Source organism: Pseudonocardia sp. TRM90224, from assembly GCF_021245725.1.
Taxonomy (GTDB): Bacteria; Actinomycetota; Actinomycetes; order Mycobacteriales; family Pseudonocardiaceae; genus Pseudonocardia.
In genome coordinates, this window is the sequence record NZ_JAJGSX010000015.1 from 155,146 (window position 1) to 173,281 (window position 18,136).

At 70.6% G+C, this 18,136-nt stretch carries 19 protein-coding genes; 8 read left to right on the forward strand and 11 right to left on the reverse strand.

What is annotated here, in order from left to right:
• Nucleotide 1: 1 nt before the first annotated feature.
• Together LL648_RS21915 and LL648_RS21920 are read right to left on the reverse strand one after the other, a co-directional pair.
• Nucleotides 2-937, reverse strand: coding sequence for a carbohydrate ABC transporter permease (locus tag LL648_RS21915; RefSeq protein WP_374112087.1), 936 nt, complete (start codon nt 935-937; stop codon nt 2-4).
• A 2-nt stretch (nt 938-939) separates the two neighbouring features.
• Nucleotides 940-2,280 (reverse strand): extracellular solute-binding protein, encoded by a 1,341-nt coding sequence (locus LL648_RS21920; protein ID WP_232664502.1) that lies wholly within the window; start codon nt 2,278-2,280, stop codon nt 940-942.
• 174 nt (nt 2,281-2,454) lie between these two features.
• Here LL648_RS21920 and LL648_RS21925 point away from each other — a divergent pair, with 174 nt between their 5' ends.
• On the forward strand, nt 2,455-3,489 hold the full coding sequence (locus LL648_RS21925) for a LacI family DNA-binding transcriptional regulator (RefSeq protein WP_232664503.1): 1,035 nt from the start codon (nt 2,455-2,457) through the stop codon (nt 3,487-3,489).
• A 57-nt stretch (nt 3,490-3,546) separates the two neighbouring features.
• Here LL648_RS21925 and LL648_RS21930 read toward each other — a convergent pair whose 3' ends face one another.
• The 3 genes from LL648_RS21930 to LL648_RS21940 all read right to left on the reverse strand — a co-directional run bounded on the left by LL648_RS21930 (nt 3,547) and on the right by LL648_RS21940 (nt 5,967).
• Nucleotides 3,547-4,128: a L,D-transpeptidase gene (locus LL648_RS21930; protein WP_232664610.1), complete on the reverse strand. Its 582-nt coding sequence runs from the start codon at nt 4,126-4,128 to the stop codon at nt 3,547-3,549.
• 134 nt (nt 4,129-4,262) lie between these two features.
• The gene (gene secY, locus LL648_RS21935) at nt 4,263-5,522 is read right to left on the reverse strand and encodes a preprotein translocase subunit SecY (protein ID WP_232664504.1); all 1,260 of its coding nucleotides are present in this window, start codon (nt 5,520-5,522) and stop codon (nt 4,263-4,265) included.
• Nucleotides 5,523-5,586: 64 nt separating this feature from the next.
• The gene (locus LL648_RS21940) at nt 5,587-5,967 is read right to left on the reverse strand and encodes a hypothetical protein (protein ID WP_232664505.1); all 381 of its coding nucleotides are present in this window, start codon (nt 5,965-5,967) and stop codon (nt 5,587-5,589) included.
• 192 nt (nt 5,968-6,159) lie between these two features.
• Between LL648_RS21940 and LL648_RS21945 the strand changes: the two genes are divergently transcribed.
• Entirely contained in the window at nt 6,160-6,990 is an 831-nt protein-coding gene (locus LL648_RS21945; RefSeq protein ID WP_232664506.1) for a transporter substrate-binding domain-containing protein, read from the forward strand.
• Nucleotides 6,991-7,075: 85 nt separating this feature from the next.
• On the opposite strand, the gene LL648_RS21950 is transcribed toward LL648_RS21945, so the two are convergent.
• Nucleotides 7,076-8,449 (reverse strand): MFS transporter, encoded by a 1,374-nt coding sequence (locus LL648_RS21950; RefSeq protein WP_232664507.1) that lies wholly within the window; start codon nt 8,447-8,449, stop codon nt 7,076-7,078.
• A 277-nt stretch (nt 8,450-8,726) separates the two neighbouring features.
• Here LL648_RS21950 and LL648_RS21955 point away from each other — a divergent pair, with 277 nt between their 5' ends.
• Nucleotides 8,727-9,164, forward strand: a complete 438-nt coding sequence (locus tag LL648_RS21955) for an Hsp20/alpha crystallin family protein (RefSeq protein WP_232664508.1) — start codon at nt 8,727-8,729, stop codon at nt 9,162-9,164.
• 122 nt (nt 9,165-9,286) lie between these two features.
• On the opposite strand, the gene LL648_RS21960 is transcribed toward LL648_RS21955, so the two are convergent.
• The 4 genes from LL648_RS21960 to LL648_RS21975 form a co-directional block, all read right to left on the reverse strand.
• Complete coding sequence (locus LL648_RS21960; protein ID WP_232664611.1) at nt 9,287-9,553, reverse strand: helix-turn-helix domain-containing protein; 267 nt, start codon at nt 9,551-9,553, stop codon at nt 9,287-9,289.
• 127 nt (nt 9,554-9,680) lie between these two features.
• A complete protein-coding gene (locus LL648_RS21965; RefSeq protein ID WP_232664509.1) occupies nt 9,681-10,763 on the reverse strand; it encodes a carboxylate--amine ligase in 1,083 nt (360 codons plus the stop codon).
• 139 nt (nt 10,764-10,902) lie between these two features.
• On the reverse strand, nt 10,903-12,222 hold the full coding sequence (locus LL648_RS21970; protein WP_232664510.1) for a sensor histidine kinase: 1,320 nt from the start codon (nt 12,220-12,222) through the stop codon (nt 10,903-10,905).
• Complete coding sequence (locus LL648_RS21975) at nt 12,222-12,830, reverse strand: response regulator transcription factor (RefSeq protein WP_232664511.1); 609 nt, start codon at nt 12,828-12,830, stop codon at nt 12,222-12,224. Before LL648_RS21975 ends, LL648_RS21970 begins: the two co-directional genes overlap by 1 nt.
• 217 nt (nt 12,831-13,047) lie before the next feature.
• Here LL648_RS21975 and LL648_RS21980 point away from each other — a divergent pair, with 217 nt between their 5' ends.
• From LL648_RS21980 to hypF, 5 genes are read left to right on the forward strand one after another with little or no spacing between them, the layout of a single operon-like run.
• Nucleotides 13,048-13,491 (forward strand): PadR family transcriptional regulator, encoded by a 444-nt coding sequence (locus LL648_RS21980; protein ID WP_232664512.1) that lies wholly within the window; start codon nt 13,048-13,050, stop codon nt 13,489-13,491.
• Nucleotides 13,412-13,957 carry a phosphoheptose isomerase gene (locus LL648_RS21985; protein ID WP_232664513.1) on the forward strand — a complete coding sequence of 182 codons (546 nt, stop codon included), beginning with the start codon at nt 13,412-13,414 and terminating at the stop codon, nt 13,955-13,957. The genes LL648_RS21980 and LL648_RS21985 overlap by 80 nt, the downstream gene beginning before the upstream one ends.
• Nucleotides 13,954-14,181 carry a HypC/HybG/HupF family hydrogenase formation chaperone gene (locus tag LL648_RS21990; protein ID WP_232664514.1) on the forward strand — a complete coding sequence of 76 codons (228 nt, stop codon included), beginning with the start codon at nt 13,954-13,956 and terminating at the stop codon, nt 14,179-14,181. The genes LL648_RS21985 and LL648_RS21990 overlap by 4 nt, the downstream gene beginning before the upstream one ends.
• Nucleotides 14,178-14,831 (forward strand): D-sedoheptulose-7-phosphate isomerase, encoded by a 654-nt coding sequence (locus LL648_RS21995; RefSeq protein WP_232664516.1) that lies wholly within the window; start codon nt 14,178-14,180, stop codon nt 14,829-14,831. The genes LL648_RS21990 and LL648_RS21995 overlap by 4 nt, the downstream gene beginning before the upstream one ends.
• Nucleotides 14,832-14,835: 4 nt before the next feature.
• The gene (gene hypF, locus LL648_RS22000) at nt 14,836-17,061 is read left to right on the forward strand and encodes a carbamoyltransferase HypF (protein ID WP_232664519.1); all 2,226 of its coding nucleotides are present in this window, start codon (nt 14,836-14,838) and stop codon (nt 17,059-17,061) included.
• A gap of 172 nt (nt 17,062-17,233) precedes the next feature.
• On the opposite strand, the gene LL648_RS22005 is transcribed toward hypF, so the two are convergent.
• Nucleotides 17,234-18,133 carry an endonuclease domain-containing protein gene (locus tag LL648_RS22005; RefSeq protein WP_232664520.1) on the reverse strand — a complete coding sequence of 300 codons (900 nt, stop codon included), beginning with the start codon at nt 18,131-18,133 and terminating at the stop codon, nt 17,234-17,236.
• Between the last annotated feature and the right edge of the window lie 3 nt (nt 18,134-18,136).

Below are 18,136 nucleotides of genomic sequence, written 5' to 3' on the forward strand. Positions count from 1 at the left end.
CTCAGGCCCCTTCCAGCTGGCTGGCGTTCGGATCGGTGCCACCGATCCGGCGCAGCGCGAGCGCGATCACCAGCCCGACGACCACGAGGATCACCGCGATCATGCTGGCGGGCCCCATGAGGTTGCCGCGGAACCCGCGCAGGTACATGTCGAGCGCCAGCACCCTGGTCGCGTCGCTCGGCCCGCCCGCCGTCAGCACGAAGATCAGGTCGAAGAACGTCAGCGAGCCCGCCGCCATCAGCGTCGACGACGTGATGATCGTGTACTTCAGCTGCGGCAGCGTGATCGAGAAGAACTGCCGCACGCGCCCGGCACCGTCGATCGTCGCGGCCTCGAACAGCGAGACCGGGATCTGCCGCACCGCGCCCTGGTAGATCAGCGAGTGGAACGGGATGAACTGCCAGGACACCACGAACACCACCACACCCACCGCGAGCCCCGGCTCGCCCAGCCAGTTCTGGGCGAGCAACTGCAGGCCCAGGCCCGCGCCGAGCCCGAAGTTCGGGTCGAGCAGCGCCTTGTAGGCGATCGCGATCGCAGCCGAGCTGAGCAGCAGCGGCACGAAGTAGAGAACGGCGAGCACCCCGCGGTAGCGCTGCTGACCGGAGATGAAGACCCCGATCAGGATGCTCAGCGGGGTCTGGACCAGCCAACACAACACCATGATCAAGAAGGTGACGCCCAGTGCGTGCGGCAGCTGCGGATCGGACAGGAGCGTGGCCCAGTTGGCGAACCCGGCAGGCGTGATCGTGCCGATCCCGTCCCACGTCGTGAAGCTCAGCACCACCACGCCGATGAGCGGGATGATGCCGAACGCCGTGAAGGCCACCAGTGCCGGCAGCACCAGCAACGCCACCGCGCCACTGGACCCAGCGCCGCCGGATCCGGTGCCGCCGGAGCGGCGGCGGGCCGTCGGTGGGACCACGCCTGCCGCCACGCTCACGACTTCGGTACCGCGTTCATCGTGTCGGCGAACTGCTGCGGGCTGATGGTCAGGCCGAACAGCTTCTCGATGCTGTTGAGCAGCACCTCGGCGGCCGCCGGGCTCAGCGCCTGGTCCCACGACTGCTGGAAGACCGGCGCCTTGGAGGCCAGGTCATAGACGAACTGCAGCCACGTGGGGTCGGAGCCGGTCGAGAACTTCTTGTCGGCGCCGTTCACGATGGGGACCGTGCCGGCCTTGGTGATCCACGTGTCCACCTCGGTGTCGGTCAGCAGGCCCTTCGCGAAGTAGTTCTGCGCGATCGCCTTCTGCTCGGGGCTCGCCGCCGAGGAGATCGCGAGGTAGGAGGCCGGGTTGCCGACGGTGTTGCCGGGATCGCCCTTCCCGCCCTCGACGGTCGGGAAGGCCGAGTACCCGAGGTGCCCGCCGGTGACGAAGTCGCCACCGGCCGAGCGCATGTTCCCGTAGGTCCAGGTGCCGTGCAGCATCATCGCGGCCTTGCCCGTGTAGAGCACGGCCTGGTCGGCGTTCGAGTCCGCCGTGATCGACTGGAACCCGGTGACGAACCCGCCGGCCTTCACCAGCTCCTGGATCTTCGTGAGCGCGTCGATCGCCGCGGGATGCGACCACGCGTTCGGCGTCGTGCCGGCCGCGATCGTCGTGAAGACCTCGGGCCCGCCGATCCGGTCGAACAGGTACTCGAGCCACATCATGTTCGTCCACCGCGACTGGCCGCCGAGCGAGATCGGTGCGATGCCGGCCTTAGTGAACACCGGGACGAGCGCCATCAGCTCGCCCCACGTCTTCGGCGGCTGCGCGCCGACCTGCTCGAACACCTTCTTGTTGTAGAAGAGCACGATCGGCGAGACGGTCTCGCACGGGATCGCGTAGATCCGCCCGTCGACGGTCGCCGCGCCGAACGCCGAGCTGAAGAGCCGGTCCTTGACCGCGGGGTTGCTGGCGAACCAGTCGGTGAGGTCGTCGACCTGCTTGGCCTTGACGTAGTCGCGCAGACCGCCGCCGCCCCACGTCCAGATGATCGTCGGGGCTTGTCCCGCGCCGACGGCCGTGCGGATCTTGGTCTTGTAGGCGTCGTTCTGGAAGAAGGTCGAGGCGAGCTTGCCGTTGGGGTTCGCGGCGTTGAACGCCTCGATGCCCGCAAGCCGGATGCTCTCCTGAGGCTGTCCCGTCAGGTACCAGATCCCCGCTTCGCCCGCCCCGGCCTGCCCGGGACCGGCGGTCCCGCAGGCGCTCAGCGCTGCGCCGAGCGGCACGGCCGCAGCCGTGCCGAGGACGCCGGCGAGGAAGTTCCGTCGGGAGACACGGTTCAGATCCACGTCGATCTCCGATGCACCGGGCCGCAACAACGCGGCGTGGCTGTCTCGATACTTTTTCGAAAGTCTTGCGCGCCGCTGACCGTAAGATGCTGGCGTATGGCCGTCAAGGGCGGATTGACTGCGAATCGGCTTCGAAAACTTTTCGAGATGGGCGGCTCGGGCTATGCTCCGCGCATGCCCGTCCGCGGACCCAAGAGGCCGACGCTCGCCACGATCGCGGCGTCAGCAGGCGTCTCGGTCGCGACCGTCTCGAAGGTCGTGAACCGCAGGGACGACGTCGCGCCCGACACCAGGGCGCAGATCGAGGAGTTGCTGCGCCAGCACGACTACCTCCCGCCCTCGGTGCGCAGGGCGCACGGCGCGACCACGACGGTGGAGCTGCTCATTCACGGCCGGTTCGGCGCGTACACGACGCAGGTACTCGAAGGGATCGTCGAGGCGGGCATCGAGGCCGGCACCGCGATCGTCGTCGGCAGGCTCGACGACCAGCACGTCCCGGGGACGACGCCGCACGCATGGGCCCGCGGGCTGCTTGCCGCCGGGCGGGCCGGGACGATCGTCGTCACCGGCGCGCTCTCCACCGCCCACGTCGACGCGCTCGCACAGGTCGGCATGCCGCTCGTGGTGATCGACCCGCTCAACCTGCCGCGCGCCGACGTCACGAGCGTCGGTTCGACCAACTTCGCGGGCGGCATGACCGCGACCCGCCACCTCCTGGGGCTCGGCCATCGGGAGATCGCCTACATCGGCGGACCGCCGAGCTCGGGCTGCAACCAGGCCCGCCTGCACGGCTACCGGGCTGCGCTGGAGGGCGCAGGCGTGGCCCACCGGCCGGAGCTGGTGATCAACGACGAGTTCCACTACGAGGTGGGTCGCGTCGCCGGGGCGAAGCTGATCGACCTCCCGGACCGGCCCACCGCGATCGTCGGCGGGAGCGACACGATCGCCCTGGGTGTCATGGAGGCCGCGCGGGCCCGTGGCCTGCGGGTGCCCGACGAGCTCAGCGTCACCGGCTTCGACGACACCGAGCTCGCCACGATGGCCGCCCCGCAGCTGACGGTGATCCGCCAGCCGCTGCGCGAGATGGGACACGTCGCGCTGAGGACGGTGCTGCGGATGGGCGCGGGCGAGACGCTCGACTCGCACCACGTCGAGCTGGCGACGGAGCTGGTCGTGCGTGGCACGACCGCTCCGCCGCCGTTCAGTTAGCGCCGCCGTTCAGTTAGCGCCGCCGTTCAGTTAGCGCCGCCGATCGGTTGGCCCGACTCAGTCCTCGTCGCCGGTAGAGATGCCGCGAGCCGCCATCTCCTCGGAGCCGTTCACGACCTGGACCTGGTCGTTGATCTGCAGGGTCTCGAACCACACCTTGGAGTCCTCGATCGCGAGCCGCACGCAGCCGCTGGAGTTGGTATCGGTGTTGCCTGCGTGGAAGGCGATGCCGCCGTCCTGGAAGAAGACCGAGTTGGGCATGGGAGCCGGTTGCCCGTTCTCGTCCTTGAACTCGCCGCTGACGTGGTCCTTCTCCTTGCGGTACACCCGCAGCGAGTACCCGACCGGTGTCGGCGTCGCGGGGTCGCCGACCGCCACCTGCACCGGGCCTCGCTCGACCACGCCGTCCTTGATGAGCCACGCCTCGCGCGCCTCGAGGTCGACGCACGCCCTCGCCGTCACAGAGCACGGGGTGCCCTCGACGAGCGCCTGCGCGCGCATGGCCTGCTGCGCTTGTGAGCCGTTGCCGTCAGCGGTCGGTGCGGCCGCTGCCTGCCCGGACATCACGACGATGCTTGTCGCGAGCACCGTCCCTACTCCTACGGCGGCCATCACCTTGTGCCGGCCGGACCGTCCCATCGTCACCTGTTCCTGCTCCTTGCCTAAGTCCCGCTGTGGACGCCGTCGTCCCCCCACAGCATTGGACGTGCAGGATGGAAGCAGGTTGCTCTGTCTTTACCATCACTTTGGGCATCTCGCAGGGCCGAATGGCCCTACCGCAGAAACCCCTGGTAGTTGTGTTGCCCGAGCTGGCTCTCCAGCTGCTTCACCGTCTCGAGCGCGACCCCGACCATGATCAGGACGCTGACACCGGCCAGCGGGAGCGACTGGGACTGGCCGAACAGCAGCTGCGGCGGCACCGCCACGGCGACGAGGTAGGCAGCTCCGGGCGGCGTCAACCGGTTGAGCACGAAGCCGAGGTACTCGCGCGTCGGGCGGCCCGGTCTGATGCCGGGCACGAACCCGCCGAACTGCTGCAGCTCGGCGGCCCGTTCGGCGGGGTCGAACAGGATCCCGATCGAGAAGTACGCGAAGCCGACGATCATGGCGGCGTGGAGGGCGGTGTGCAGCCAGCCCGACGGCGGCAGCAGCGGGGCACCGCCCGAGAGCGGCGCGACCACCGCGGGCAGCGAGAGCACGGAACCCGCGAAGATCACCGGCATCACCCCGGCCTGGTTGACCTTGAGCGGCAGGTAGGTCGAGGAGCCGCCGTACAGGCGCCGCCCCACCATGCGTTTCGTGTACTGGACGGGCACGCGGCGCTGCGCCTGCTCGACCATGACCACACCCGCCACGAGCACGATCCCGATCGCCAGCACGCCGATCAGCGTGAGCACCCCGAAGCCGTCGGCGACGGCCCGCAGGTCGGCCGGCACCCGGTGCGCGATCGACACGAAGATCAGCAGCGAGATACCGTTGCCGACGCCCTTCTCGGTGACCTGCTCTCCGAGCCACATCATCGCCGCGGCGCCGGCCACCATCACCACGACCATCACCGCGAGCGTCATGGTGTCGGTGCGTGGGACGACCGGCACCGAGCAACCGGCGAACAGCGCGCCGCTCGCGGCGAGCGTCGTGACGCTGGCCGCCTGCAGGGTCGCGAGCGCGATCGTCAGGTAACGGCCGTACTGGTTGAGCGTGTTCTGGCCGGCGCGGCCCTCCTTCTTGAGCCGCGCGAACCGCGGGATCACGACGGTCAGCAGCTGGACGATGATCGTCGCGCTGATGTACGGGAGGACGCCCACCGCGAAGATCGAGAGCTGCAGCAGCGCTCCGCCGCTGAACAGGTCGAACAGCGTGGAGAGGCCGTTGCCCTTGTCGATCTCCCTCGTGCATTGCTGGATGTTGGGGAACGACACACCAGGGGCCGGGACGGCGGAACCGAGCCGGGCCACGACGACGACGCCCAGGGTGAAGAGGATCTTCTTGCGGATGTCGGGCACGGTCAGAACGGCCCGAATGGTCGAAAGCACTGCGGGACCACCTTTGCGAGGCATGGCTGAGGTCCGGCCGGGGGCCGGTTGACGGAGCGGGTTCTCAGCCGTGCAGCGGTGGGGCGCGGGCCAGCAGGACCGACCGGACGTCGATCGGTGCAGGCCCATGACCGGCGACGGGCCGGCGCAGGAGGTGCGCGGGCCGGTCGGGCGTCGCGGCGACGTCCGGACCGGTGGAGGCGATCGACCCGCCGATCGACCCGGCGGCCGACGGCCACGCGTGGACGGGGTCGGTCGCCGGCGCCGCCTCGACGTTGCCGGCGGTGCCGCCGGCGGGCGTGAGCGCGTCGGCGCGCGGTGCGGTGAGCGCCAGCGGGACCGTGCGGAGCGACTGGACCCCGGCACCCGAGGAGACGAATACCGCAAGACCCGCGAACGCGACGCAGACCGCGGCCGTCAAGCGGCGCGCGGTGGGCGTGGTCACAAGAGCTGTCTACCAGTACCGGCCCGCGCGCACGTCGCCCGGGACGTCAGGAAAGCCACTCTCATGGCACCCCCGCCACCCCGGGGAGGGCAGGAAAGTGGCTTTCCGGCCCTCACAGGGCAGAAAAGTCGCTTTCCTGCCCTTGCGTGCGGAACGCATGCATCCGCCCGCGCAAGGCGCTAACGTCGCGGCATGATCGGGTCGGGGTGGCGTCGGGTGGTCGTCGTGGTCGGGGTTGCGCTGGCGGTGGGCGGGTGCGGCAGCGGCGCCAGTACCGGCAGTACCGCCAGCACCGGCGCCGCGCCCGAGGCAGTTCCCACGAGCGTGCTGGACGGCGTCGTGCAGCGCGGCGAGGTGAAGGTCTGCAGCACTGGTGACTACCGGCCGTTCACCCACCTCGACCAGGCGACAGGGCGTTGGGAAGGCATCGACGTCGACATGGCCGGCGACCTCGCGCAGCGTCTGGGTGTGCGGCTCACGCTGGTGCCGACGACGTGGGCGACGATGCTCGACGACCTCGGACGCACCTGCGACATCGCCATGGGCGGCATCTCGGTGACGACCGACCGCGCGAAGCGGGCGTTCTTCAGCGACCCGTACCTGACCGACGGCAAGACGCCCATCACGCGCTGCGAGAACGTGGCGCGCTTCCAGACCGTGGAGCAGATCGACCAGCCCGGCGTGCGCGCCGTCGTCAACCCCGGCGGGACCAACGAGAAGTTCGCCGACACCAACCTCGACCAGGCCACCATCGTCCGGCACCCGGACAACAACACGATCTTCGAGGAGATCCTCGCCGGCCGGGCCGACCTGATGATCACCGACGCCACCGAGACCCGCTGGCAGTCCAAGCAGCACCCCGAGCTGTGCGCCGTGCACCCCGACCAGCCGTTCACGTTCTCGGAGAAGGCCTACCTGCTGCCGCGCGGCGACGTCGTGCTGCAGGAGTGGGTGAACCAGTGGCTGCACCTGGCCCGCAACGACGGCACGTACACCAGGTTCGCCCAACCCCACCTCGGCTGACACACGAACTTCCCCACCGTTTTGCCAATTTGCACGGGCTTCCGGGTGTGCAGGTTGGCAAAACGGTGGGGAAGTTCGAGTCCCGTTACGCCGCGACCGGCTGCAGCTGCGGCTGCTCGACGAGCGGCTGCTCGGCCAGGTAGTGGCGCGACAGCTGCCGGTACTGGCGGGTGGTCAGCGCCACGAGCGTCAGCACCAGGCCGAGGATGCCGGTGATCGTGAAGACCAGCGCCAGGCCGCGCTCGGGGCCCGTGCCGAACCACGGGCCGAGCACCTGCGCGCCGAGCCCGGTCGTCATGAACGGGATGAAGACGAACTGCGCGACCGGGCTGATCAGGAAGGCCGTCAGCGGCGACGCGGCCTGCTCGACGCTCTGCGCGAAGCCGAACACCCGGCCCTGCCGCTCGAACGGGACGATCTTCTGCAGGACCGTCTGCTCCGACGCCTCCACGAACGGCACCACCAGCATGTAGATGAACATGCCGACCGCCAGCAGGACGATCGAGGACTGCACCGCGAAGACCGTGCAGATGGCCCAGAGGGCCACGTTCGCGATCAGCAGGGCGCGCAGCGGGTTGCTGCCGAGGCCACGGCGGTTGATGACGAACCCGCCGATGATGATGCCCGTGCTCAGGAAGCCCCAGAGCAGGCCCCACGTCTCCACTGAGACCAGCGAGAGGCCGTACGGGTCCATCAGCGCCATGAACACGCCGCCGAGCAGGTTGTTGATCGTCGAGAACACGATCAGCGCCATCAGCCCCGGCATGCCCTTGACCAGGGCGACGGTGCCGCGCAGATCGATCTTGCCGGACTCACCTTCCGCGCGGACGACCCGGTCCTCCGGGAAGCGCAGCCGGGTCATGTGCGCGACGACGACCGCGGTGGCGCCGATCGCGAAGACCAGCACCGCTGCCATGCCGGACAGGCCGACGAGCAGACCGCTGATCACCGAGGTCACCAGGAACGACACCCCGGACGTCGTGCCGACCAGCCCGTTCGCCTTGTCCCGCTCGCCGTCGGGGAACAGCAGCGACACGACCGTCGAGAGCGCGATGCCGCGCAAGTTGCCGACGATCACCCCGGCCATCAGCAACAGCACGAACACCCACAACATCGGGCTGGTGGCGTCGCGGAACGTCCCGGGGCCCGCCAGCAGGTAGACCACGAGGCTCGCCGCGTAGAACGCGAGCGACGCCGTACTCGAGCCGAGCATGACGGATCTCTTCCGGTGGTGGTCCACGATGCTCCCGAACCAGATGCCCGACAGCGCCGTGAAGCCGAGGAAGATGCCCGCGATCACGCCGGTGGCGAAGACGGAGCGGGTCTCGAGGTAGACCCAGAACGTCACGGCGAACCACACCGTGAAGTTCACGACCGACGCGACGAGGGTGTTCGCGAGCGCGTGACGAAACGTGCGCTTGGCGTCGGTCCGGGAGACGGGGAGCTGGGTGACGGTCATCGGAGGTTCTCCACTCGGGTGTGAATCGCTGCTTGCAAGTGGAGACCCGACCGCGCGCCAGAACTCATCGGTCCGCGTCGAGCATGTTGCCGAGCGTGTTGCCCGGCGTGTTGCCCGGCGTGATGTCGAGCAGGGTTGCAGCGGACTGGCAACTAATCTCAGGCTTGCAACAGAGCAAACCTCTAGCTATCATCGTAGATATCAGCGAGCCACGACCTCAGCTACGGCTCCGCTGACCGCATCGCCGCCTTGTCGATCATGAGAGGAGTGGCCTGCGATGCTGATGCGCACCGACCCCTTCCGTGAGTTGGACCGGCTGACCCAGCAGGTGTTCGGCACCCCGTCCGGAAGCTGGTCCCGCCCCACCGCCATGCCGATGGACGCCTACCGGTCCGGCAGCGAGTTCGTCGTCTGCTTCGACCTCCCCGGCGTCGACCCCGACGCGATCGAGCTGGACGTCGAGCGCAACGTGCTGACGGTGAAGGCGGAACGCCGACCGATGACGACGGAGCACGTCGAGATGCAGGTGGCCGAACGGCCTCTCGGCGCGTTCTCCCGGCAGCTCTTCCTCGGCGACACGCTCGACACCGAGCACATCGCCGCGGCCTACGACGCCGGCGTGCTGACCTTGCGCATCCCGATCGCCGAAAAGGCGAAGCCCCGCAAGATCGCAATCTCGGGAGGTGAGGCACAGCCGAAGCAGATCGACGCATAAACACACCCACGTCTCGACATCTCGCAGCGGGCCGGACGGACACCGTCCGGCCCGCTGTGGCGTCCGCCGGGTCAGCGTCCGCCGGGTCAGCGTCGATCGGCGGGTCAGCGTCGATCGGCGGGTCAGCGTCGATCGGCGAGCTGCGCTTCGAGCTCCGCGATGCGCGCCTGCGCCCTCTCCAGCTCGTCCTGCAACCCGACGATCCGCGCTGCCGCCTCGAGCGTCATGCCCTGGTCGAACAGCGCGCGCATGCGGCCGGCGAGCACGAGCTGCCGGCGGGAGTAGCGGCGGTGCCCGCCGCCGGAGCGCTCCGGGGCGAGCACACCGGCTGCGTCGAGGCTGCGCAGGAACGCCGGCTGGACATCGAGCAGCTCGGCCGCCTGCCCCATCGTGACCGACGGGTAGTCCTGGTCGTCGAGCCGATCCACTCCGTCGGTCACGCCCGTCCCTGCCTTGCCGAGATTGCTGTGTCTGCAGGAGGGATATTAAAGTCGCAGTTGCAGGTTCTGCAAGGCGTCAGCGCCGCAGCAGCGCGGGCCCCTTCGCCTTGGCGAGGCCACCGAACAGCGAAAGCGCGGGCCTCGGGTCGCGCCACGACAGTGCACCGAAGTCGCGGGTGCCGCGCCAGCTGCGCAGCACCTCGCGCGGCGTGACGTCGCGGGCGCGCAGCCGCGCCGCGGCCGCGGCCAGCTCCTTGTGCGGGAGCATCACCTTCCGGCCGTCCTGCTGCGCGGGCTGCGGGCCGAGCGGCAAGCCGGCGATGGCCGAGTACAGCCGCCACGGGCCGTCGACCCCGCAGGCCGCGGAGAGCCCGAAGCTCGCCGGGACGCGCACGTTGATCTCGATGAGGTAGAGCTCGCCGGTCTCGGCGTGGCGCTTCGTCTCACACGCGGAGATGCCCACGTATCCCGTGTGGTCCATGAGGAGGCGGTTCATCTTCAGCGTCTCGGGCACGTCGCACGATTCCATCAGCGACGCCACGCCGTAGTCCAGCGGCCATTGCCGCAGCTTCCGGCGCCCGTACTCCAGCTGGTAGACCCCGTTCCGGTCGCGGACCGCCACGCTGCCTTCCAGCGATGTCTCGGGGCCGGGCACGAGCTCGGTGACGAGCACGGGGACGTCGAGGTCGATGAGCCTGCCGGCGTGCTCGACGAGCTGGTCGCGCGTGTCGATCCGCACGGTACCCACCCCGACGAGGGCCTTGGCCAGGTGGCCGAGCGTCGGCTTGAGCACGCACGGGTAGGTCAGGTCGTCGATGTGCTGGTCGAGGTCGGCACGCGACGCGATGTGGCGCATCCAGGGTGCGCGCACGCCGGCTTCCTCGGCGGTGCGGTAGAGCACCAGCTTGTCCATGAGGTCGACGTGGACGCGGTCGGCCGACTCGAACGTGAGGAGGTCGTCGGAGAGCCGGTCGCGGTAGCGGGTGAGGAACTCGGTTGCGGCGTCCGAGCCGCTCAGCACAGCACCGGAACCGATCCGATTCAGCGCGGCGAGCCATTCTTCGGGGTCTTTCCGGATGTCCGGCATGACCCGACCGGTGAGCGCTTTGCTGCGCAGCACGTACCGGTACTCCGGGGTGGCGAACGCCGTGACCTGCACTCCGTGCCGATGAACTGCCCTTGCCAGGGTCAGGCAGCCGTCATTAGGGTGCAGCACAATCAATGGCCGCATCAGTTCCTCAGTTCGCTCGCATACGAGAGAACCAAGGCTCTTGTCCGATTTGCGCCGGGTGGAATCCCTAAAATTCGGGATCCGCCGAGAGCGTCACCGACACGGCTGTGCCCTCCCCCGGCGCGGTGGTGAGGGCGAACCGACCACCGGCCTCCGCCACGGCGCGCTCGACGAGCATCAAGCCGATGTGCCCCTCCGGGCGGGCGCCGCTGCGGTCGAACCCGCGCCCGTTGTCCGCGACGGTGAGCACCAGGTCATCGCCCGCAGGGGTGAGGCGCACGTCGATCCGGGTGGCCCGGCTGTGTTGGAAGGCGTTGCGCAACAGCTCACGGGCGACGCGGTGCAGGAGCGTCGCCGTGTCGGCGCGCAGCCCGTGCCGCGTCTCGACGTCGACCGCGACGGCGGTGTCGCGGCTCTGCAGCTGCTGCGCCATCGCGGTGATCGCCGCGCCGAGCCCCTCCGCGTCGACGGTGGACGGCAGCAGGCCCGATGCCAGGTCGCGGAGCTGCCGGATGTCGTCCTCGACCACCCGGTGGGCCTCTTCGAGCAGGCCGCGCTGCAGCGGCGCTGTCGGTCCGTCCTCGGCCCGCCGGATCGCCTCGAGCACCATGCCCGCGCCGGCGAGGTCCTGGATCACGCCGTCGTGCAGCTGCTGGGCGAGCTCGCGGCGTTCGATGTCGGAGGCAGCCAGCCCATAGCGCAGCGCGGCCCGGTGCTCCTCCTGCCCCTGCTCGATGCGGCGGGCGAACGAAACGGTGATCGGGATCGTCGCGATGCCGAGCGCCAGCAGCGCCACCAGCATGATCGGCAGCAGCACACCGACGGTGTGCCACGTGGTCGCCACCGTGTCGACGGGAACGTAGATCTCCAGCCAAAGCGGGTTGCCGGCCGAGTCGTGGAACGCGATGTACACCTCGATCAGCGGCTCGCTCGCGGCGAGCTCGAACCGGTGTTCGTCGTCGTCGGGCAGCCGCAGCGACACGACCTCACCCGCCGCCAGCCGCGCCGCGAGAGCGGGGTCGACCGGGCGGACCTCGCCCTCCAGGCGGGGCTCGTCGGAGAACGCGATGCGGGCCCGATCGCCCTCGACGCTCCACACCTTCACCCGGTGCACGAGGTCGGACCGGATGAAGGGGGTGACGTCGTCCATCAGGTCGGCGCGCAGCGCGGGGTCGATGCGGCGGTAGTCGCTCGACTCCAGCGAGACGATCAGCGCGCTGCCGACCTGCGACGAGACGTGCCGTGCCGACCGGTGGCCCTCGCTGTCGGCGACGACCCAGACCCCGGCGACCATCACCACCGAGAGGCCGAGCGCGACCAGCAGCGTGAGGAGGATGTGGCGCCGCACGGAGCGCTGGACGGCATGCTGCAGCGAGCGCGTGGGCATCAGAACCTCGTGCCGATCTCGATCAGCCCGGCCCGGCCCGCCGTCACCACGGCGTCCAGCTGGGTGCGCACCCCGAGCTTCGCCATGATCGACTTGATGTGGTCGCGGGCGGTGTAGAGCGAGATGCCCAGCTCGTCGGCGACGCCGGCGGCGTCGCGGCCTTCGCCGAGCCGTTCCAGCACCTCCGCCTCGCGCGGGGTCAGCCCGTAGCGCTGCGCCGGGACGCCTTCGAGGCTCGCGGCGACCATCGGGCGCTCCGCGCTCGCGTAGCGGATGGCCTCGGCGACGTCGGTCACGGCGCCGTCCTTCCCGAGGAACGCGACGGCACCCTCGGCCAGCGCCCGCTCGGCCAGCACCGCACGGGGGTGCGCAGTCAGCACGATCACCCTCGCCGCCGGCCGCTCGGCGCGGAGCAACCCGATCGCGGCCATCCCGCCGCCGTCGGGAACGTGCAGGTCGACGATCGCAACGTCGAAATCCACCGTTCGCGCAGCCTCGACTGCCTCGGCGACGGTGTAGGCGACGGCGACGCACCGGATGTCGTCGGTCAGGTCGAGGGTGATCCGCAGCGAGTCGGCGAAGACCGGGTGGTCGTCGAGCAGCAGCACCGAGAAACGGCGGGCAGGGCGCGCGTCATCGGAAACTTGCCCATCGGATTCCGCCGCCACCCCCGCAGTCTACGAAACCCACAGGGGCGACCCTCATGTGACTACTGATCGAAGGCGACCGATCACCGTCCGCGATCAACATCTTGTGGTTTACGTCACACGATGGGACGATCGGCATCCTGGCGTCCACCACCGCCGAACAGAGGGCATCGTCCACATGGCCGAGCTCGAACCGCGCAACTTCCTGCAACCGTGCCTGCTCTTGCTCCTGTGCGAGAAGGCCGACCACGGGTACGAGCTGGTCTCCCGGCTGCGCCCGATGCACGACGGCGACGGCGACGCCGGCGGCATCTACCGGGCGCTGCGCGGCATGGAGCGCCAGGGGCTCGTGAACTCCGTGTGGAGCGCGTCCGGGTCGGGCCCGGCCAAGCGGACGTACTCCATCACGCCCGAGGGGGTCGCCTACCTCCACGAGCTGGCCGCGGGCCTCGAACACACCCATGCGGTGCTGCACGTCTTCCTCGATCGCTACGCCGGGGTGTGCGCGGCTTCCCGCAACGGCCGATCCGAGGGGAGCACCCATGACCGTCGTGCTGACGAGCGCCGACGCCACAACGGCTTTCCGACGCCGCGCCGACCCCACGAGCCTGCTGTCCGCTGAGGCCGACGAGCTGGCCGCGGCCTGCCACGCGATGGCCGGCCGCTTCCACCGGGGCGGACGGTTGCTCGCATTCGGGTCGCCGAGCGATGCCGCCCACATCGTCGTGGAGTTCGTGCACCCGGTGATCATCGGGAAGCGGGCGTTGCCGGCGCAGTCGCTGCCGGGCGACGTCGCGCTGCAGCTGGGGCTGTTCGGACAGCCGGCCGACATCGCGCTCGCGATCACCCCTGACAGTGGCGACGAGCGCCTCGTCGCGGCGCTCGCGACCGCGCGCCGGATGGGAATGCTCACGGTCGCGCTGCTCGGCGCGGGGGCGGCGGCGGACGCCGACCACGTGATCGCCGACCACGTGATCACTGTTGCGTCCGACGACGAGCGGGTGGTCCGCGAGGTCCAGGTGACGGCGTACCACGTGCTGTGGGAGCTGGTGCACGTGTTCCTCGACGCGCCGGAGGTGCTCGCGTGAACCCCTACTCGCTCCCGCCCGACGAGCACCCCGGCGAGGTCTGCATCACGTGCTCCGACGTCGCCGTGCCGGTGACCGTCACCGAGCTGCTCGGTGACGACCTCGCGCTGGTCGACACCGGCGCGGGCACGGTTGAGGAGGTCAGCGTCGCGCTGGTCGAGGCTGCGGTCGGCGACACCGTGCTCGTGCACGCCGGTGAGGCGATCGCGCGGGTGCAACCGTGAGCACCGACTCGCTCTACCCGTTCCTGCGCGCGGGTACGGTCGACCCCGAATCGCTGCTGGCCGATGTCGCCCGCTCCACGCGGGAGAAGATCGCGGAGATCGGGCGGCTGCGCGCGGACGTCGTCGAGGCCGAGGCCGGCGAGCTCGTGGCCTGCGCCACCGCGATGGCCGGCCGGTTCGCGCGTGGTGGGCGGCTGTTCGCGTTCGGCAACGGCGGGTCCAGCACGGACGCCGCCGCCGTCGCCGCGCTGTGCGTCGACCCGGGGCCGGGTTGGCGGCCGCTCCCGGCGGTCGCGCTGGCGGCCGACGTGGCGACGCTGACGGCGCTCGCCAACGACGTCGGCTTCGAGACTGTGTTCGCGCGGCCGCTCGCCGCCGCCGGCCGCGAGGGGGACATCGCGTTCGGGCTCTCCACCAGCGGCGGCTCCGCGAACGTCCTGCGCGGGCTGGCGGTGGCGCACGAGCGCGGGCTGCTCACCGTCGCGCTCGCCGGATACTCGGGTGGTGCGATGGCCGAGGCGGCCGCCCGCGGCGGGATCGACCACCTATTCGTGATGCCGTCGGCGTCGGTGCACCGCATCCAGGAGGCCCAGACGACGACGTACCACGTGCTGTGGGAGCTGGTGCAGCGCGCGCTCGGCCCAGGCTGAAGGCATGGTTGAGACGGCCGTCAGGGCACGCATCCGGGTCAGCGGGATCGTGCAGGGTGTCGGGTTCCGGCCGTTCGTGCACGGGCTCGCCGAGGAGCTGGGCCTCGCGGGATTCGTCGGCAACGACGAACTCGGGGTGATCATCGAGGCCGAGGGCTCCGGCGCCGCGCTGGCCGCGCTGCTCGTCGCGCTGCGGGAACGGCCGCCGCCGCTCGCGCTGGTCAGCGCGGTCGCCGCCACCGACATCCCGGCCGTCGGCGACACCGCCTTCGCGATCGCGGCCAGCTCGGCGGGCGGGCGGCGGGTCGCGCTGGTCCCTGCCGACACCGCCACCTGCGCCGACTGCCTTGCCGAGCTGCGCGACCCGGCCGACCGGCGCTACCGGCACCCGTTCATCACCTGCACGAACTGCGGACCGCGGTTCACGATCATCACCGATGTGCCCTACGACCGGGCCGCGACGACGATGGCTGCGTTCCCGATGTGCGCGGCCTGCGCCGCGGAGTACCACGACCCGCGCGACCGGCGGTTCCACGCACAGCCGGTGAGCTGCCACGAGTGCGGCCCGCGGCTGCGGTGCAGTGTTCCCGGTGACGATCCCGGTGACGATCCTGTTGCGGCGGCCGCCGGTGCGCTGCGCGCCGGCGCCGTGCTCGCGGTGAAGGGGATCGGCGGGTTCCACCTGGCCGCACTCGCCGGCGACGAGACCGCGGTGGCCGCGCTGCGGGCGCGCAAGCACCGGGAGGACAAGCCGTTCGCGGTGCTGGCGCCCAGCGTCTCGGCGGCCGGTGAGCTGGGTGAGGTCGGGCCGGTCGAGGCGGCGGAGCTGGTGTCGCGGCGGGCACCGATCGTCCTGCTGCGCCGCCGGAACCGTGCACGGCTCGCGGCGGCGGTCGCACCGGGCAACCGGCACGTCGGCGTGCTGCTCCCCTACACCCCGATCCACCACATGCTGCTTGACGAGGTGCGTGAGCCCATCGTCCTCACCAGCGGGAACGTCTCCGACGAGCCCATCGTCCACCGCGACGGCGACCTCGGGCGCCTCGCCGGGATCGCCGATGCCGTGCTCACCCACGACCGTCCGATCCGGACCCGCGCCGACGACTCGGTGGTGCGGATCGTGCGCGGAGCCCCGTACCTTGCACGCCGGTCGCGCGGGTTCGCGCCGGAACCGGTCGAGCTCGCCGTCGCCGCCGATCGGACGGTGCTGGGGTGCGGCGCCGAGCTGAAGAACACGTTCTGCCTGCTGCGCGGCAGCACCGCGGTGCCGTCGCACCACATCGGCGACCTGGAGAACGTCGAGACGCTCCGGGCCTTCACCGACGGGATCGCGCACCTGTCGCGGCTGCTCGACGTCACGCCGGAGGTCGTCGCGCACGACCTGCATCCCGAGTACCTCTCCACGAAGTGGGCGCACGACCAGGAGGGCGTCGAACTGGTCGGGGTGCAGCACCACCACGCGCACCTCGCGTCGTGCCTCGCCGAGCACGGCGTTGCCGGCCCGGTGATCGGGATCGCCTGCGACGGGCTCGGCTACGGCACCGACGGGGCGCTCTGGGGCTGCGAGGTCATGGACGTTTCGCTGGCCGCGTTCACCCGGCTCGTCCATCTGGAGCCGGTCGCGCTGCCCGGCGGCACGACGGCGATCCGGCAGCCGTGGCGGATGGCCGTCGCGTGGCTGCGGGCCGCCGGTGTCTCGCTGCCCGCCTTCGACGCGCGACTCGGAACCCGGACGGACCCGGTGCGGCGGCTGCTCGACTCCGACGTGCCCGTCCCGTCGACGACCAGCGCGGGCCGGCTGTTCGACGCGGTGGCGGCGCTGGTCGGCGTGCGCGACGCGGTGACGTACGAGGGGCAGGCGGCGATCGAGCTGGAGCAGCTCGCCGACCCGTCGGTGCCCTCGGGCTACCCCACGGCGGGGCTGTGCGGCGCGGACCTGATCCGCGGGGTCGTCGCCGACCTGCGCACGGACGTCCCCGCCGCGGTCGTGGCGGCCAGGTTCCACAACGGGCTCGCCGCGGCGCTGGTCACGTCGGCGACGGGCGCGGCCCGCTCGCACGGCCGGGACACGGTCGCGCTCTCCGGCGGGGTGTTCCAGAACCTCCTGCTGCTGGAACGCGTCCGCACCGGGCTGGAGGCCACGGGGCTGCGGGTGCTCGTGCACTCCCGCATGCCCTGCAACGACGGGGGCATCAGCCTGGGGCAGGTGGCGGTAGCGGCGTCGAGGTGACACGCGACCCAACTTCCCCACCGTTTTGGGCACATGCGCGCTCCGCGGGCGCGCAGCCACCCAAAACGGTGGGGAAGTTGGACGACGTGTCGAACGTCCCCACCGTTTTGCCTACCTACAGGCCCTCCAGGGCGTGCAGGTTGGCAAAACGGTGGGGAAGTTCGGGGTCGCTTCATCTCGAGCGCAAAGCGTCCCGGATCGTCGTGGCGATGCGGTCGGGGTCGCTCCAGATGTCCCGCTTCGTGAAGCGGTACATGCGCCAGCCTGCGGCGACGAGCCGCGTGTAGCGGCCCGTGTCACTCAGCACCGCGTTCGGGTTCGTGTGGACGGCGCCTTCGTACTCGATCCCGATGCGCTCCTCCGGATAGGCCAGGTCGAGCCATACCGCACGGCGTTCCTCGTCGTCGAGCACGGCATGCTGCACGGCCGGCGTGGGCAGCCCTCGCAGGACGAGCACCAGCCGCAACCGCGTCTCCATCGGAGAGCCCGCCCGAGCGTCCGCGAGCGCTACGGCGTCGCCGATCCTCCGGCGGTGCCGGGCGCCCGGGTAGCGGTCCGAGAATTGAAGGATCTTCGCAGGATCGAACCGGCCGTGGTTGGCGAGCGCGTCGATCGCCACGACGCGCTCGACCACATCCGGACGCCATCTGCCGAGGTCGAACGCCGTCCGCAGCGGCGTGGTCACGACAACACCGGAGCATCTCTGCATCTCGTCGGCTGCGAGGCGGGAGTGGTGAACGATCAGCCCACGCGTGGACGTGCGCGGGCCGCCACTCGTCACGACGACTTCAGCGGGAGCACCGGGCGGTGCGCACGACGCGCCCAACAGCTCCGCCGCGGACAACCCGCAGAGCACACCCCGCTGGTCCGTGAGCAGGAACGCGGCCCGCGAGCGCAGGGCCAGATCGGGCGGCGCTGTTGAGCGCGGCACGTACGTATCGGTGCAGAGGCGCACGAACCGCGGCCCGCGCAACGCGCGCCGTGTGACCAGGCCGGCCGCGACCGCTCGGCTTCCACGGAACACAGCCGGCCAACCCGGCACCGACGTGGCGGCCCGCTCGACGGTCGACATGGG

Coding starts and splice junctions, on each gene's coding strand:
- LL648_RS21925 (WP_232664503.1), top strand. CDS start 2,455: ATGCCCGTCCGCGGACCCAAGAGGCCGACGCTCGCCACGATCGCGGCG.
- LL648_RS21930 (WP_232664610.1), bottom strand. CDS start 4,128: ATGGGACGGTCCGGCCGGCACAAGGTGATGGCCGCCGTAGGAGTAGGG.
- LL648_RS21945 (WP_232664506.1), top strand. CDS start 6,160: ATGATCGGGTCGGGGTGGCGTCGGGTGGTCGTCGTGGTCGGGGTTGCG.
- LL648_RS21950 (WP_232664507.1), bottom strand. CDS start 8,449: ATGACCGTCACCCAGCTCCCCGTCTCCCGGACCGACGCCAAGCGCACG.
- LL648_RS21955 (WP_232664508.1), top strand. CDS start 8,727: ATGCTGATGCGCACCGACCCCTTCCGTGAGTTGGACCGGCTGACCCAG.
- LL648_RS21960 (WP_232664611.1), bottom strand. CDS start 9,553: ATGGGGCAGGCGGCCGAGCTGCTCGATGTCCAGCCGGCGTTCCTGCGC.
- LL648_RS21970 (WP_232664510.1), bottom strand. CDS start 12,222: ATGCCCACGCGCTCGCTGCAGCATGCCGTCCAGCGCTCCGTGCGGCGC.
- LL648_RS21980 (WP_232664512.1), top strand. CDS start 13,048: ATGGCCGAGCTCGAACCGCGCAACTTCCTGCAACCGTGCCTGCTCTTG.
- LL648_RS21985 (WP_232664513.1), top strand. CDS start 13,412: ATGACCGTCGTGCTGACGAGCGCCGACGCCACAACGGCTTTCCGACGC.
- hypF (WP_232664519.1), top strand. CDS start 14,836: ATGGTTGAGACGGCCGTCAGGGCACGCATCCGGGTCAGCGGGATCGTG.
- LL648_RS22005 (WP_232664520.1), bottom strand. CDS start 18,133: ATGTCGACCGTCGAGCGGGCCGCCACGTCGGTGCCGGGTTGGCCGGCT.